We start from the raw sequence: 16,713 nt of genomic DNA on the forward strand, positions 1-16,713 counted from the left end.
CAATGACTGGCGTCGCCGCCGTCATCCCCGCTCAGGCCGGTACCTGCGATCCGGCTGCCGCCGCCTCCTTCGAGAACAGGCTCCGGGCGTTGGCAACGTGGCTCTTCAGCACCGGCCGCAGCACCATGATCGCCAGGAAGGCCGCGGTCAGGTCCATCGCTGCCACCGTGTAGAGCACGGTGGACCAGGTGCCGGTCGCTTCCATCATCAGGTTGCCGATCGGCACGAACAGTGCGCCGATACCCTTGGCGGTGTAGAGCACGCCGTAGATCTTGCCGATGTGCTTGGTGCCGAAGGCATCGCCGGCGAGCGCCGAGAACAGCGAGTAGACCTCGCCCCAGGCCAGGAACACCACGCCGGACAGGATCAGGAACGCGTACGGGTTGCTGCCGAAGTAGCCCAGCGCGATGATGCCCAGCCCTTCCAGCGTGAAGGCGATCACCATGGTCTTTTCGCGGCCGATGTTGTCCGAGATCCAGCCGAACAGCGGACGCGAGATCCCGTTCATGATCCGGTCCAGCATCAGCGCCAGCGGCAGCGCCGCCATCACGAAGAAGTGGAGGTCGACCTTGAACTCCTTCACGCCGAGGTCCTTGGCGATCACGCCCAGCTGCGCCACGGCCATCATGCCGCCGGTGACCACCAGCACGAACATGATCAGCATCAGCCAGAACAGCTTGGTGCACAGCGCTTCCTTGAGCGTGTAGTCGCGCGTGGCCTGGACCAGCTTGGCCGACGCCTTGACTTCATGCGACTTGGGCGAACGCAGGAACCACGCCGCGACGAAGGCGAGCGAACCCTGCAGCAGGCCGAAGAACAGGAAGGTGTGCTGGAAGCCCTGCGACTCGATCATCGCCGCGATCGGCAGGATGGTTGCCGCCGAGCCCGCGCCGTAGCCGCCGGCGGTCAGGCCCACGGCCAGGCCGCGGCGGTCCGGGAACCACTTGAGGGCGTTGTTGATGCAGGTGGCGTAGATCGAGCCCACGCCCAGCCCGCCCACCGCCGCGCCGACGTAGAAGCCCATCAGCGTGGTCGCCTGCGAGTTGATGCACCAGGCCGCGCCGATGAACACCGCGCCGAACGCCACCATCATCCGTGGCCCGAACTTGTCGATAAAGTAGCCTTCGATCGGTGCCAGCCAGGTCTGCACCAGCACAAAGACGGTAAACGCGATCTGGATGCTGGCGCGGGACCAGCCGTAGGTGTCCTGGATCTCCGGGACGAACAGGGTCCAGGCGTACTGGATGTTGGCGGTGGCGATCATGCAGACCACCCCCACGATCAGCTGCATCCAGCGTGTACCTTCCGGGACCTGGTGATTGACGCCCATCCCCATTGCCGATGGATTACTCATTGCGCGCTCCTTGAATAGATTGGCCATTAACTCGCGACAGGGCGGAGGAATATACGGTCGCGCTGCGCCTCAGCTTAGGGATGGCTGCTGGCATTTCATGTCTCCTAATGTCATTGGCATTTGTTTGCCTCTTATCACGACGCGACCTGAGGTCTCCGCCCTCACCTCTCTCACAAACTAGGAGCGGCGATGGGATACACAGTATGTGATATATCAACGAAGTCAAGCGAAAGCCGGGGCAGGGTTTTCACTGAATTAATGCGGGCCATGGATGGGCGCCTTATATTCACGACAAAACCGCATCAGAAGCTGTATGCAAAACCCGGCGGCGGTAGCGACCGCCGGCTGCAATCCCTTTGCTGGCGGGGAAGTCCGGCGCACCCTCCGACATCAATGAGTATTGCTTCTGAATCTGGCGCGGTCACAATGGCGCATTATCATTACAACATTGTCATGATGACGGCAGCGTCATGATGACAGAATTGTCATGATTTTCCCCCGCCGCCCCGGCAGATTCAGGCTAAATGCCTCCGATTAATCTCGTGCCGACATATAAAAAAAATGCCCGCAGGCGAACCTGGCGGGCTGAGGCATGGTGCGTGACATCGGCCGCAACATGTAGTTGCAGTTATAGGCGATAAATGGAGTTGGTCAAATAACCGAAATGGGTTTTACGCCGATTAATTGGCAAACTCAGAGAAAACCCTGAGCTACTCCTTGGGCCATGCCGGCGATTATGTGGCAATACGGCTTGATTATGACAAGGCTGTCATTTTCAGGTGCCATTTACAAGTCCTTGGCCGCTGGCGGCGCCGGTTGACCCATGTAGACGAAAACGTCATCGCCTGCGCCTGGAATAGACAAAACTGCAAGCGCAGTAGAGCGCCTCGTAAAGCCGGCCTGCTGGCCGGCTGGCCTGCCCCGGTGGCGCGCCGGCTTCATAGATGAAATTGCCAGAATCCGGCGCGAAGTAGATGTTTTGGTAAGTCCGGTAGAAGCTATGGTAAGCTCCGCGGGCATCAGCCCCACGTTTCACCGACCTCCGCATGGCTCATGCACCACTAGGCTACGACGCCCTGATCCGCCAGTTCGGCCTGCGCGTGCCGCCGCTGCGCTGCACCTCGGCGCTCGGCGACAAGACCGGCGTGCTCAGCACGCATACCGGCCCGGATGGCACCACGCGCACGGTCTACCCCCGCAACCGCTACCGCGGCGGCGACACCACGGTGGACCACCTGACCTTTGCGCTGAAGAAGGAACAGCTCGACCTGACCGTGCTGGCGGCGCTGTTCGAGCAGCCCCAGGCGGTGCAGGATGTGCGCGCCTGGCTGGCGGCCACGCCGACCTCGCGTTATGCCCGGCTGAGCGCCTTCTATGCCAAATGGCTGGCCGGGGCGCAGTTCGATTACAAGCTGCCGGCCGGCGCGCCGCGGGTGCTGGCGCTGGATGAGGCGGAATACGTGACCGGCCCGTCAACGCCGGACCTGCAGTTTGGGATCCAGAACAATCACCTCGGGCCGGCGGCATTCTGCCCGGTGGTGCGCCGTACCGAGAAGCTCGCACGCTGGATTGCCGCCGACCTGCCCGGCCGTGTGGGCAGCGCCATCCGGCGCCTGGAGCCGGAGTTGCTGGCGCGCGCGGTGGATTATCTCTACCTGGCCGAGACCCGCTCCACGTATTCGATCGAGCATGAGATTCCCGATAACCAGCGCGTCGCCAAGTTCCGGCGGCTGCTGGAATATGCCGGCCAGCGCGCGCCGCTGACCGAAGCGCAGCTGTGCGAATGGCAGAACGAGATCATCTCCGGCCTGCGCGCCGAATACAGCTTCCGCGACCAGCAGAACTGGCTGTCTCGCGGCGGGCGGCTGCGCAATATCGCGGACTATATTCCGCCGCCGCCGGCGCAGCTGGGCGCGATGATGGACGGCATTGCCGCGGTCGCGGCACTGGTCGAATCCCACGCGGCAAACCCGATCGTGGTGGCGGCGTGCGTGTCGTTCGGCTTTGTCTTTGCGCACCCGTTCTATGACGGCAACGGCCGCCTGCATCGTTTCCTGATCCACCACCTGCTGCGCCAGGCCGGCGTCACGCCCGAAGGCGTGGTGCTGCCGGTGTCGGCGCGCATGCTCAAGCAGCTCGACGTCTACGCCGGCCTGCTCAAGGCCTATTCCGCGCCGCGTACCGCGCTGCTCAATTACGCGCTGGATGCGGACAGCGACACCATCCTGATCAAGTCGCCGCAGCCCTACTGGCTCTATGCCTCGTTCGACGCCACCGCGCTGTGCGAATTCGTGTTCGAGTGCATCGAGCAATGCGTCGAGCAGGACCTGGCGCAGGAAATCCAGTACCTGCGCGCCTACGACGCCAGCGTGACCCGGCTCGAAAGCTGGCTCGACCTGCGCCAGTCGCGGCTGTCCAACCTGATCGACCTGGTCGTGCAGAACCACGGCGAGCTGTCGCGGCGCAAGCGCAAGCTGTTCGAGGACATCACCGACGACGAGCTCGCGCGCATCGAAGCGGTGGTGCGCGACGAGTTCGCGGACTACCTGGAGCGCCACGGCAGCCGCTGAAGCGAGCGGCGCCCCCGATGCCCTATCGCGTCACGTCGAGCTCCCAGCCTGGCTCCAGGTGGTCCGGGTTGTCTGCCAGCCGATAGCGCGGATTCAGGTTGATCAGTTCGCGCAGCGCGAAGTTGGCCACCTGCTGGTCCGGCGTCATCGCCTGCGCCCGGGCCTCGGCCTTCTGGCCGTCGGACAGCAGCGTGTCGAGATGCGCGCCGGCGATGCCCCATAGCGTGGAACCGGCGACGTGGTCCGGGCTGTAGGGCTGCACCCGTACCGATCCGGAGGCCGGGCGCTCCCTCGGGGTCTCGCTGGGCGGTTCTGCCGGGGTCTCTTTCGGTGGCTCCTTCGGCGGCGCCGGCGGGGTCGACGGGCCGCCGCTGGGCGTCGGCGTCGGCGTTGGCGTCGGCGTTGGCCGCGGCGCGCCCTTGTCCTCGTCCTTGAGCAGCTCCACCAGGATCTTGGCGCCGAAGTTGACGATCACGCCGCCGCCCAGCAGCACCAGCCCCTTGGGCATGGCGCGGCCGAAGAAATCCCATTTCTGCGCCAGCCATGGCGTGACCGGCTTGTCCACGGCGTCGGGATCGGCGGCCTTCGCCAGCCGGTTTTTCTCGGCATTGATGAGCTTCTGCTCGTTGCGCGACTGCAGGTGCGCACCGATGCCGAACACCGCCAGGCTGCCCGCCTCGATCGCGCCCACCACGCCGCCGGTATGCACCATGTCGGCCACGGCCAGCGGCACCGCGCCGACCGAATAGGCATTCATCACGAACTTGCGCAGCCTTGCACCCAGCAGCGCGGGCTGGGACAGGCCGGTGTGATAGCCCGCGCGGGCGGCAAAGTTGACCGTGCTCAGCACCGAATTGGCCGCCAGGAACACCGCGCTGCTGTAGGTCAGCGGCTCGCCGATCTGGGTCACGCCGTGCTCGCCGAACCACAGCATGGTGTTGCCGTTGTTGATCGCCAGCGTGGTCAGCTGCAGCGCGTCGTTGACCTGGCCGGCCCGGGTATCGGGCGTCAGCAGCGAGGCGCCGATGGTGCCGATCACCGCCTGCGCCTCGCGGATCTTGTCCGGGGCCTCCGCCAGGTCCTTCTTGTCGGCGTGGTGGGCGTAGGCCTCCAGCTGGTCCAGCGCCTTGGCAAACTTCTGCTGGTTCTTGTCGTTGATGCCCCACACCGCGGTGCCGGGCTTCTCGGTCAGCGCGCGGCGCAGCCAGGCGATATCGGCCGGCGTGTGCGTGCCGGCGCGCCGGATCACCTTGTTGGCATGCACGGTGCGCCCCATCGCCACGCTGCCGCGGTAGATAAAGCAGCCGGCGCTGGTCAGCACCAGGTTGGCACCGGTCTGCGCCGAGATCGCCGCGGCGCCGGAGGCGGCGGCGAAGGTGCCGGCCGCCGACACCGCCAGCGCGGTGCGCACCTTCCACGGCCGCGGGCCATTGCTGCCGGGCGGCGGGGCATTGCCGGCCGGGCCATGCGAGATGGTCGCGCGCACCACTGCGCCCTCGCCGCCCCGGGTGCCGTCGTCACCCCTGGCGCGCCCTGCTTCCTGCATCCGGTCCAGCATGCGGTACACCGCGCTCCCTTGCGACGCATCCGAGCCGGTCTCGACATGGGTCAGGTCGGCCACCTTCACCGTACCGTCCGGGAACAGCGCGAACTCCACGTCGCCCAGGTGCAAATTGCGCGTCTTCATGGTGTCGACCAGCGCAGCGATATCGCGCGCGGTGCGGCCATTGAGCAAGGCGGCATGCTCTGGCCGCAACTGTCCGGCGGCGTCGAACAAGTCCTTGGTGCTGGCCGCGTAGCGTTCATAGCCGATGGCCGGGCGCCCGAACGCCTCGAACGACGCCGGCCCGAAGCTGCGCACGGTTTTGAGCCCGTGCGTGCCGGCGGCCTCGGCCATGGCGGCGCGCTCGCCGTGCACCATGTCGCCCAGCCAGGCTTCGTTGGCAATGCCGACCGCCAGGTCCTTGCCCAGCGCAAACACGGTCTTGGCGCCGCCGCTGCCCAGACGCGGGCCGAGGTAGGTTTCCAGTTGCACCCGTTCGCGGGTGCCATCGGGCCGGCGCAGGAACACGTTGCCGTGGTGGTCGATCTTGAAGCTGTGGCCGGCGTAGGGATCGGGCTGCGGCGACAGGCGGCGCCAGCGGCCCGGCTGCGCCAGGTCGATCTGGCTCCTGGCCGGATCCTGCGCGTAGGCGCCGCGGCGCAGCGCGAACTCCGGCACCAGCACCTCGGTGCCCATCACGTCGGCCACCTGCTGCGCCAGCATGCGTCCCTGCGGTGCATGCGCGCCGTCCAGCGCCAGCACGATGGGCTGGCCGGGCTCCCAGTCGTGCGCCAGCAGGAAGGCAAGCTCATGGGCGCCAACGCTCTCGCCCCCCTCGCCCCGCAGCCCGCCCTCCGGGCGCACGGCGCCGACTACCACCAGATGATCCCTGGGCGCGTTGACGCGCACCGCCGGCTCGCCCAGCGCCAGTTCGGCCCAGCGGTCCGGCATCTGCTGCCAGCCGGCCGGCGCGGGATCGCCCGCGGCACGCGTGCCAGGCTGGCGCACCGGCTTGCCGCCGCCGGTGACGGATACCATCGGCAGCGCCGGCATGGCGCCGTGGAAGCGGCCGCCGTCCCGGACATGCACCGGCGCACCCGAGCCGGCCATGGTGGCAGGGTCGGCGGCCACGCGCAGGCGCGCGCCATAGGCCAGGTCGCTGCCCGGCGCGCGGAATGCATCCACGTCGAGCCGGCCGTCGGCGCCGTAGACGCGCGCGTTCAGGCCGGTGGCCAATTGCTGCACCAGCGACACCGCGCCGTCCTGCCCGTAGCAGCCGTACAGCACCACCGGCATGCCCTGCTGGTAGTCCGGGTGCGAGCGGATGCGGTCGATCACCGCCGTGGCGTCGATCAACGACGCCGGACCGTCGCCGGCCCGCATCGCGATGCCGCCGAACAGGCCCTCGGCACGCACCGTGAAATGCCCGGGGATCTGCGGCACCGACACCGCCACCGCCTCGTCGCCAAAGGTCTTCTGGCCGGCCTGTTGGGCCAGGTCCAGGTCGGCACGCCCGCGCGGAAACTGCTCCAGCCGGGCCAGCACGTCGATGCGACGGCCGTCCTGCTGGCGCACCAGCGGCAGGCCGGCGCGGAAGTCGTCGGGCAACGCGGCGCGGATCTCGCCGTGGTAATCCGGATTCAGCGCAAACCCGTCCGCGTGCGGCTGGTGCCCGCGCAACGACAGCGGCACCGTGCCGATCACGCTGCGCGCGTCGACCGCGCCGTGCCGCGCCGCCTCGCGCTGCGAAACGATGGCGATGCGGAAGTTGCCCCCTGCCTGCAGCGCCGGGCCGAGCTCGCGCATGGCCTGCTGCAGCGACAGGAACGATGCTTCCGGCAGCCCCGCGCGCAGCGGCACCGACAGCCCATCGCCATGGGTCACCACGTAGTGCACGCCGGCCAGGCGCCCGCCGGAGGCATGGATGCCGTCGATAGTGGCCGCTATCGCGCCGCGACTTGGCGCGCCGTCGCGCACCGACCAGCTGCCGTCGCGAATCTCCGGCCGCGCCGCGGGCATCGCCGCCGGCTGGCTGCCCGCGTCATCGGCGCGGCTTGCGGAAGCGGCCTTGCGCGGCAGCTGCCCGCCGTGCGCGACCACCGCTTCGGCGGCGTCGGCCAGCGGCGTGCGCGCCAGCGCCGGACCGCCCGGCAACGGGGCGCGCGCGGCACCCGGTCCGCGCGGCTCGCCGCCGGCGGCAGCGCGTCCGTACAACGTGATCACCGCCTGGTGCACCTCGGTCGAGAAGCCATCCACCGTTGCCACCCGCTCGCGCGAAACGCCGTCGACGGCGCCGGCATCGGCCGCGGCCTGCAGCACGCGGCCCAGTTCCTCGGGGCTCTGGAAGCGTTCCGGCATATTGCCCCGGCGCAGCAGCAGCGCCGAGACCGCGTACGCGCCCCAGTTCGACACGCTGGCGGTGACCACATGGTCCACCGGCACCACCGCGGCGATATCGCTGCCGTCGAGCGCGCGCGGGATCAGCCCGCCGACGCCACCCATGCCGGCCTCGTTGCCGCCATCGCCCACGCCCAGGGTCTCGATGCCGTCGATGGCATTGGCTTCCAGCACGATCTGGTCCAGCGCCGGGTTGAAGTCGTCGATGCCGATGCCGCGCATATTGTGCTTGGTGCCGCGCGCGCTGCGCGACGGCAGCTCGATCGCCATCACCCGGTCGGGGCCGACCTCGCGCAACAGCGCGCGCGCCGGCTCGGCGGCGCTGGCGATCGGTTCATCGAACACGCGGATATTGTCCAGCGGCTCGCCCATCTCGCGCAGGATGCCTTCCAGGATCGGCCGGTTGGCCGAATCCACCACGTAGGTCACCTGCTTGCCGCGCAGCCGCAGCGCGCGCCCCAGTTCCGCGGTGCCCGGGGGGCCGTCGGTTTCGGGCATGTCCTTGGCCACCGAAAAGCCCGTCACCAGCATCACGTTGCCGGCGTCCTCCAGCGACGCGGCCGCGCGTTCGGCGCCGCCCGGCATGTAGAACTCGCGCAGGCCGCGGCCGATGTAGTTGAAGCTGACGCGGTCGACCGGCGACAGGTGGCGCCCGCCGTCGACCAGCGCCAGCGCCGGCGACACGTCGGCGGCCTCGCCGAAGGCGGTCTTGAACACGCGGATATCAGGGCGCCGCCCCATCGCGTGCGCCAGCCCGGACACCCGCGACGGCTGGCCGGTGGTGAAGACGATGGTCGGCAGGGTCTTGTCGTCGGGCACCGCCGACGGGTCCAGCGGCTGCTCCAGCAGTGCGCTGCGGTCGATCAGGCCCTGGTCGACCAGCATCTCCACGCCCTTGCGCGCCTGGTACTGCATCGGGTCGATCAGCCTGACGTCGCTGCGGCCAATGGCATCGAGCTGCTGGCGCACCAGCGTCTCCAGGGCCGGGTAGTGGGTGCAGCAGAACCATAGCGAGGTGGCGTCGGCCGGGATCTGCTCGGCGTTGATGTACTTGGCCACCAGCCCCTTGAGCTGTTCCAGCTGCTTGCCGTCGGCCAGGTGCATCAGGTTGTTGACCGCATCGGCCCACTCGGTCGCGCCGATTTCCTTGACCGTGACGCTGCCGCCGCTGGCCTCGGCCACTGCTTCCAGGTAGGCGTGCAGCTTGACCGTGCCGGGCGTGGCCACCACCACCGGGCGCGCCCCGCCCTCGGTGACGATCTTGGGCGCGGTCTGCATGATCAGGTTGACCACCTTGGCCTGGTGGGTGCCGGCCAGCGCCTCGGGAAACGCCGTGCAGGCGGTGTTGCAGGCAAACAGGTCGACCGCGCCCCTGGCCTTCTGCGCCGCAATCACGCCGGCATGGACCAGGTTCACCAGGTCACCGCGCTCGCGCCCGCCGTAGGTGCCGGCGGCATGGTCGGTAAAGGCCACCACCTGCACTGCCTTGCCGGTCATGGCATAGGTGTGGCGCGCGATGTTCTGCGCGGCCAGCAGGCCGCCGTTGCTGGAATCAAAGGCGGTGATGACGATTGCATCGTCCTGCACGCGGATGCCGAAGTCGGCCGGGTCGATGCCGTCGGGCAGGAAGCGCCGCTGGATGCCCTCGAACAGCTGCGCCATGTCCAGGCCCGCGGGCAGGCGCTCGGACGCCTTCTGCAGCAGCTCGTAGACCCCCTTCTGCACGGTCTTGTCGTAGCCGCGCACGCTGGTGGCGCCAACTTCCAGCGTGACGCCGTCGCGCGCCTTGTGGCGCGCCATGGTGTCGAGCAGCGCGCCCACGGTTTCCACGCTGGGCATGCCGCTGTCGCGGCCCAGCGCGCGCTGCACGCCGAAGCCGATCGCCTGCGCCGCCAGGTTGGAATTCATGCCAGTCACCAGGTGGTCGGCGCCGACGTCGGACCAGCTGTCGGCCAGCTGCTCGGTCACCGTCATGTCGCGCAGCAGGCGGTCGCGCGCGGCGCGCATGCCGGCCTCGTTGCCGTGGTCGCCCACGGCAATGGTGACCATGTCGGCGATGTCGTTGGCGTCGATCAGCAACTGGTCGAGCATGGCATTGCCGCGCACCCGCTCGCCGTTCTGCAGCCGGTATTCGTTGTTGGTGTTGCGCCCGGCCACTTCCACCGCCACCACCGCCTGCGGCTTGTGCATCGCCAGCAGCGCGCGCGACTGGCGCCCCGCGCTGGCAAAGTCCCGTGCCGAGAAGGTCTCGACGCGCGCATTGGGCTGGTTCAGGTCCTGGCGCAGCATCTTGCGCAGCGTGCGCGCATGGGCGCGGTCGGTGACATAGACCACGTCCTTGCCCAGCGAGGCCAGGTAGGCGCCCAGCGAGGCCGCGCCAACCGGGCCGTTGGTCTCGGCGCGGCCATGGGCGGTCAGCGGGCCGGTGACGATCATCACCGAGTCCAGGTCCGCCAGCGCGCGCGCGGCCATCTCGGCGCCGTAGGGCACGCCGATGTTCTCCATGCTGCCGTCGATCCACAGCACGTTGTCCAGCGGCGAGATCGCGTTCTGCCGCAGCGACATGCGCGCGGGCGCTTCGGGCCCGTCGGCATGCGCCACCACCGCGGGGCCGTGGCTCACCGTGCGGCGCTGCACGCCGGCCTCGCCCTCGCCCGCGGGGTGGCGCGGCGCGCGCGCCGGCGCCGGCGTGCCGTGCGTGCCACGGCGGCGCGACGCCGCCACCGGCGCGTCGGTGCGGCCGCCGCCGCGCTCGCCCGACGGGTTGCGCGCGGCGGATTCCGTCACGTAGCGCGCCATGGCGCGGCTCATGGCGCGGTCCATCATGCCGTGGATCACGCGTTCCTGCAGCATCGTCCCGCGCGTGACCGCCATGTCGAAGGCCGCGGCGGTGCTGAGCCTGGCCGATTGCCAGGGCGTAAGGCGGTGCGGGGTGCGCAGGTCGCGCGCCGGCGTGGCAGCGCCGTCGGTGGTCGGCCGGCCGCCGTTGCTGCGCGCCGGCGTCGCGGGCCTGGCTGCGCCCGGGGCGGGTTCACCGTCGGCCTGCCTGCCGGAGCGGCCGGACTGGCCGTCGGCATCGGTGCGCGCGAGCGGCTGGCCCTCGGCGTCGCGGCCGGCCGGAGCCTGGCGCGTGGTCGGCCGCGTCGCGGCTGGCACGCCATCGCCGTCGCGGTACGCGCCCAGCGCGTCCGGTGCGACGCCCCGCGCCGCTCCGCCGATGCCGGCTGGATCGCCGGCGCCGCGCCCGCGCATGGCCTGGTAGCCGTCGCGCACGGATTCCCCGATACGCTTCTGCACCGCCATCGGCAGCATCTGCGTGGCGCCCATCAGCAGCATGGCGCCGTTCTGCAGCTTCTCCGACACGCTCATCTCGCTGCCATGCTCGGCGAACATGGCGGCCTGCTGCAGCGTCTGCACGCCGCCGATGCCGAAGCCCACGCCATTGAGCACGCGGCTGGCGCTGCCGTAGTGGCCGGCGCTGTGGGTCAGCATGCCGCCCGCCATCTGGCGCAGCGGGTTGGTGCCGCCGGCCAGCCGGGTGCCGGCGTTCATCGCCAGCGCGCCGGTCTTGGCCAGGCCCATGCCACCCATGCCGGCCAGCGAGCCGGCGACGTTGAGCCACTGCGCCATCGCTTCCTGGCTGGCGAAGGGATTGACCGAGCGGCCATGGTCCGAGATATTGTCCAGCGCGGCCCACGAGGTGCCGACCCCGTAGCCCATGCTGCCCACCATGCCAACCCAGGCCGCGGCCACCAGCGGCGTCAGCGTGCCGCCCGAGGCCACTGCCAGCACCCCGCCCGCGACCGCGCCGACGGCGGCCACGCCGAGGTTGACCCAGCCCCACACCTTCTCGCTGGTGGTGACGATATGGGCGTCCATCGCGGCGTAGTCGACGTGGCCGTCACGGCCAAGATCCAGGTTTTCGGCGAAGTAGACCGTGCCCTTGTCGGAGAGCAGGTTGTTTTCCTGGAAATCGCGCTTTGCGTCCAGCTCCTCCTTGCCGTAGACCGCGCCCTGGTCGTCCACCCACAGGGTCTTGCCGTCCTTGCCCTCGAACTCGAACACCGCGGTCTGGTACGGCACCCCGCCGGGGCCGGCCACGTACATCGGGATGGCCTTGACGGTGGTGCCCGGCTTCGCATCGTCGGCGATCTGTTCGCGGATTGCGTTCGCGTCGCCCTGCGGCGCGCCCAGCGCGATGGCTTCGGACAGCCCTTTCTCGTCCGAGGCCTTCGCGCTGAGCGCTTCCTTGCGCATCGCCAGGCTGTCGAAGGTCTGCCGCAGGATCTCGTCCTTGTCGAGCTCGAAGCGCTGGTTGGCTTCCTTTGCCTCGTCGGTGCCGGCGTAGTCCTCGCTGCCGCGCTGCACCGCGTTGCGCAGGTAGACGTCGGACATCACCGGCGCCTCCTTGCTCGACTTCAGCGACTGCTCGAAAGCGGCCGACAGGCCGATGTGGCCCTTGGCGGCGGCGTCCTGGGCCCCGCCGTAGATGCGTCCCTGGCGCGACGAGCCGCCCTGGTTCATCATCATCAGCATGCTGACCTCGTTGTCGCGGTCGGTCAGCCAGCTGGCCGTGCCGGTCGCGGCCGGGGCCGTGCCGGCCTGGGCCTGCGGATTGCGCGCGTAATACCCCGCATCGGCCGCATCGACCACCGCCGACAGGCCGTGATAGAAGTCGTCCCAGTCGTTGTAGCCCGGCGACTGGCTGTTGTTGCGCCCGGTCCAGTCGTTGCTGTATTCGGTCTTCACCGTATCGAGCAGCGTGCCGGCGTCTTCCTCGATCAGGTGCGGCGCCACTTCCTGCAGGTAGACGCCGACCTTGTCGGCGTACATCTTCTCCTGGCCGATGATGGGCCGGCCCTGGTCGTCGTGGGTCTTGTTCTTCAGGTCCTTGTCCATCGACGCTTCGATCTGCGCCTTGAACAGGTCGCCGCTGAAGCGGTCGTTGTGCACGTCGACGTAAAGCTGCCGCTCCTCGGGCGTCTGCGCGGCATCGGCACCGGCCTTGCGGATCTGCAGCGCGCCGGTGACGTCGCCGCGGTCCAGCTTCTGCGCGATGCCGCGGGTCATGGCGTCCACGCGCAGCGGCACCGAGCCCTCCATGAAGCCGAGCATCCGGTTCAGGCCGCTGGCGGCCTGGTCACGCTGCGCCTGGCTCAGCTTGGGGTCTTCGCTGCGCGCCTTGAGCTGCTCGACGGTGTAGCCGAGCAGGCCTTTCTCGGCAACGCCCTTGTCGTAGGCGGCCCGGGCCGGGTCGGTCGCCGGCAGGTCCGCGTCCGGCACCAGGCTGTCCGCGCCCAGCGCCTTGTACATGACGTAGCCGGCCGGGTTGTGTTCCATCAGCGCGCGCTCTGCCTGCGGCAGGTCGCGCGGCGTGGCGGCGTTGGGATCGGTCTTGGCCTGGGGATCCAGCGTCAGCCCCTGCGCCTGCGCCATCGCCAGCGTGGTGGGGTCGTTCTGCGCCAGCTTGCGCTCGAACTCGGTGGACGGCGTCAGGTGGTCCATCTCGCCGGCGATGCGGCCGCGCAGGTCGATCCGGTCGATCAGCTGGCCCATGCCGCCGTCGGTGCCGTAGCGCGCCTTCAGGTCCTGCACCGCCTGCTGGCGATAGCTGTCCGGCACCTTGACGCCCTGGCCCGACGCCAGCGCCTGCAGCTGCGCGTCGGCGTCGCCGACCTTGCCGTTGGCCAGGGTCAGGTCGTACGAGCGGTCCGCCATCGAGAGGGTGCGGTCGTGCGGATCGTTGCGCAGGTCCTTCAGCGCCTGGTCGGCGTCCTGCTTGTAGCCGTTCGCCGCGATCGTGTCGATCTCTTTCTGCATGGCGGCGAGGAAGGTATCCTCGGCCTTTACCCGTTCCTGCTGTGCTTGCTCGTGGGCGTCGCGCGCGGCCACCAGCTGGTCGTCGGCCTCGAGCTCGAAGCGCCGGATGCCGCCGGGGATCTTCAGGTAGGCGGCCTGTTCCTGGTCGACCCTGGCGGCGGCCTGCTGCTCTTTTTCCTGCGCCAGCACCACGTTGAAGCGCGCGCCCTGGGTGTCGCGCGCCTGCTGCGTGCTCTCGTTCTTCAGGAATTGCGTCTTGGTTTCTTCGATATTCAGCGCGACATTGGGATCGTCATAGCGCTTGCGGATCTCCTCGGCCTTGGCCTCGACCGCGGCCTTGACATCCCCGCCGGTGGCCGCGGCGTTGTTGGCGGCCACGCGCAGCTCGTTCTGCGCGCCGCCCATCACGTTGCCGTACTTCAGGCCCAGCGGCTGCCACTGCTTGTCGGTCATGGCGCGGCCGTCGAGATCGGCCACCACCTTGTCATAGGCGTCCTGCGCTTGCTGCTGCCAGCCATCGGTCAGCGCCCTGGCATCGTTTTCCTTCTTCTTGCGCGCTTCCTCGGCGGGGTCGGTCTTGGGCTTTTCCGGCGCCGGCGCATCGACCTGCGTCGCCTTGGGCGACTGTGCGCCGGGGGCGTTGGCGGTGTAGAGCGCCGGCGTCACCACCACCGCCTGCGGCTTGTCGGGCTGGTCCGCGGGCCTGGCCTGCTGATCTTGTTGGGTTTGTTGCGACTGTTGCGACTGTTGCGCCTGCTGCGTGTTCTGGGTGTCTTGCTGGCGCTGGGTCTCGCGCGCCTCGGCGGCGCGCTGGGCGCGTTCGGCGGCTTCGCGGGCGGCGCGTTCGGCCGCCTCGCGCGCGGCTTCGGCGGCGGCGCGGGCCGCGGCCTCGGCGGCCGCGCGCGCGGCAGCCCGGATGGCATCCATGAAATCCAGCATGACGCAAGTCTCCTGGCGAGGCCGGCGCGTGCCGGCAGGTCAGACGGTTGCCGATGCCCTGGCACGCGGCCGCGGCCACGCGCCAGCAGCGGGCAAGCCGCGGGCATCATGCGCGCCGATTCTGCGCGCGTCGGCGGCGCAGGCCAACTATGGGAATTCGTAGGGCCTGCGCGGGGCAGGTTGGCTACAGGCGGTTGTTGTCGAGGTCGGTCACCAGCATGCAGCCGGGCGCATGGGTGATGCAGATCTCGGGCCGCGCCTCGCGGATCACCGCCTGGGGCGTGACCCCGCAGGCCCAGAACACCGGGATTTCATCGGCGTCGAGCGGCACCGCGTCGCCGTAGTCGGGCGATTCGATATCCTCGATGCCGATCAGCCGCGGGTCGCCGATATGCACGGGCGCGCCGTGCACGTCGGGGTAGCGCGCGGTGATCTCGGTGGCCAGGATCGCATCGGCGGCCTTGAGCGGGCGCATCGACACCACCAGCTTGCCCGACAGCCGGCCGGCCGGGCGGGTCTCGATGGCGGTGCGGTACATGGCGACGTTGCGGCCCAGGTTGATATGCTTGAGCGGCACGTTGGCCGCCAGCAGCGCCTGCTCGAACGAGAACGAGCAGCCGATGGCAAAGGCGACGAAGTCGTCGCGCCACAGCTCGGTGATGCCGGTGGTCTCGTGGTACGCGCTGCCGTTGCGATAGACCCGGTACATCGGCACGTCGGTGCGGATATCGACATCGCGCCCGAGGTTGCGGAACACCGGGTCGCCCGGATCGGTCACGTCGATCAGCGGGCAGGCCTTGCGGTTGAGCGCGCAGAACTGCAGGAAATCATAGGCCCAGTCGCGCGTCAGGATCACGATATTGGCCTGCACGTGGCCGCGCGCCAGGCCGCTGGTATGGCCGTGGTAGCGGCCCGCGCGGATCAGCTGGCGCAATGCGGCGGGGTCTTCGGGCAGGAGCGAGGCGGCGTGCTGGAGCGGCTGGTTCATGGTCGGCAGGCAGGCGCCGGGCGGCGCGCAAAGTCGGGTTGACCTGCCGATTCTGGGCGCCCGCCGGCGCCGGCGTCCAACAAATCTTTCGGATCGAGCGCGATAAAGGAATCCGATGACTACGAGCCCGCGTGGGGCCCCGCGGCTTGCGGCTGCGCCGCCACCGCCATGTCTTCGCCCACCTCGGCACAGAACTCCGCCACCACGCCGGTGGCCAGCCCGACGATCGACTCGTTGACCTCCAGCCCTGCGCCGATGCGCCACGAGGCGACGATGTCGAGCGCGGGCGGATGGTTCTCCACGTCCACCACCGACAGCGTGCCGTCGGCCAGCTCCTTGCGCACCAGTGCCGGCGGCACCGCGCCGATGCCGAAGCCGTCGCCGATCAGCCGGGTCATCGCCGCCACCGAGTTCACGCAGTTGATGCGCGGCGAGGCCACGCCGTTCAGGTGGAACAGGCTCAGGATGTCCTGGTGCGGGCGCGAGTTCTTGACGAAGGTGATGACGCGTTCGGCGGCGAGTTCTTCGAGCGAGGCATAGGGCCGGTCGCAGGCCGAGCCGGTGGCGACGATCCAGCGGATCGGGTAGCGCGCCAGTTCGATATTGCGCACCGTTTCCAGCCGCAGCAGGTCGGTCTGGAAGATCACGTCGAGATAGCCCTTCTGCAGCTGGTCGCACAGGTTCAGCGCGGCATCGGCGGTCAGTTCGATCTCCAGCGCCGGGTAGGCCTGCATCGCGCGCTTGACCACGGTGGACAGCCAGGTATGGATCACCGAGTCCATCGCGCCGATGCGCACGCGCCCCGCAATGGCGCGCGAACGGTCCAGCGACTGCCGCATATGGTGCATGGTGTTCACCATCTTCTCGGCGTACTCCAGCACGCGCTGGCCCTCCGGCGTCAGCGTGACGCCGCGCGAATCGCGCAGGAACAGCTTGACCCCCAGGTCTTCCTCCAGCACGGCGATACGGCTGGAGATCGAGGCCTGCGTGCTGAACAGCTTCTCCGCGGTCAGGCGGAAGCTGCGCAGGCGTGCCACCCAGACGAAGGTTTCGAGAAAGCGCAGATTCATGGGCGATGGGAGGCGGGACAATCGCTGCGGCG

General features: G+C 69.1%; 5 protein-coding genes. 1 reads left to right on the forward strand and 4 read right to left on the reverse strand.

What is annotated here, in order from left to right:
• Positions 1-31: 31 nt before the first annotated feature.
• Positions 32-1,354: an oxalate/formate MFS antiporter gene (gene oxlT, locus U9J39_RS15360; RefSeq protein WP_115713246.1), complete on the reverse strand. Its 1,323-nt coding sequence runs from the start codon at positions 1,352-1,354 to the stop codon at positions 32-34.
• Positions 1,355-2,400: 1,046 nt separating this feature from the next.
• Between oxlT and U9J39_RS15365 the strand changes: the two genes are divergently transcribed.
• Positions 2,401-3,924 carry a Fic family protein gene (locus U9J39_RS15365; RefSeq protein WP_115713245.1) on the forward strand — a complete coding sequence of 508 codons (1,524 nt, stop codon included), beginning with the start codon at positions 2,401-2,403 and terminating at the stop codon, positions 3,922-3,924.
• A 22-nt stretch (positions 3,925-3,946) separates the two neighbouring features.
• Here U9J39_RS15365 and U9J39_RS15370 read toward each other — a convergent pair whose 3' ends face one another.
• The 3 genes from U9J39_RS15370 to U9J39_RS15380 form a co-directional block, all read right to left on the reverse strand.
• Entirely contained in the window at positions 3,947-14,623 is a 10,677-nt protein-coding gene (locus U9J39_RS15370) for an LWXIA domain-containing protein (RefSeq protein WP_326347438.1), read from the reverse strand.
• A gap of 184 nt (positions 14,624-14,807) precedes the next feature.
• Entirely contained in the window at positions 14,808-15,611 is an 804-nt protein-coding gene (locus U9J39_RS15375; RefSeq protein ID WP_115682471.1) for a putative hydro-lyase, read from the reverse strand.
• A 119-nt stretch (positions 15,612-15,730) separates the two neighbouring features.
• Positions 15,731-16,681, reverse strand: a complete 951-nt coding sequence (locus tag U9J39_RS15380) for a LysR family transcriptional regulator (RefSeq protein WP_115713243.1) — start codon at positions 16,679-16,681, stop codon at positions 15,731-15,733.
• Between the last annotated feature and the right edge of the window lie 32 nt (positions 16,682-16,713).

Origin of the sequence: Cupriavidus sp. SS-3, from assembly GCF_035818815.1 — a bacterium.
GTDB lineage: Bacteria > Pseudomonadota > Gammaproteobacteria > Burkholderiales > Burkholderiaceae > Cupriavidus > Cupriavidus taiwanensis_C.

What these genes read in the sequence shown, in the direction of transcription:
- oxlT (WP_115713246.1), bottom strand. Translation starts at nt 1,354, where the DNA reads ATGAGTAATCCATCGGCAATGGGGATGGGCGTCAATCACCAGGTCCCG.
- U9J39_RS15365 (WP_115713245.1), top strand. Translation starts at nt 2,401, where the DNA reads ATGGCTCATGCACCACTAGGCTACGACGCCCTGATCCGCCAGTTCGGC.
- U9J39_RS15370 (WP_326347438.1), bottom strand. Translation starts at nt 14,623, where the DNA reads ATGCTGGATTTCATGGATGCCATCCGGGCTGCCGCGCGCGCGGCCGCC.
- U9J39_RS15375 (WP_115682471.1), bottom strand. Translation starts at nt 15,611, where the DNA reads ATGAACCAGCCGCTCCAGCACGCCGCCTCGCTCCTGCCCGAAGACCCC.
- U9J39_RS15380 (WP_115713243.1), bottom strand. Translation starts at nt 16,681, where the DNA reads ATGAATCTGCGCTTTCTCGAAACCTTCGTCTGGGTGGCACGCCTGCGC.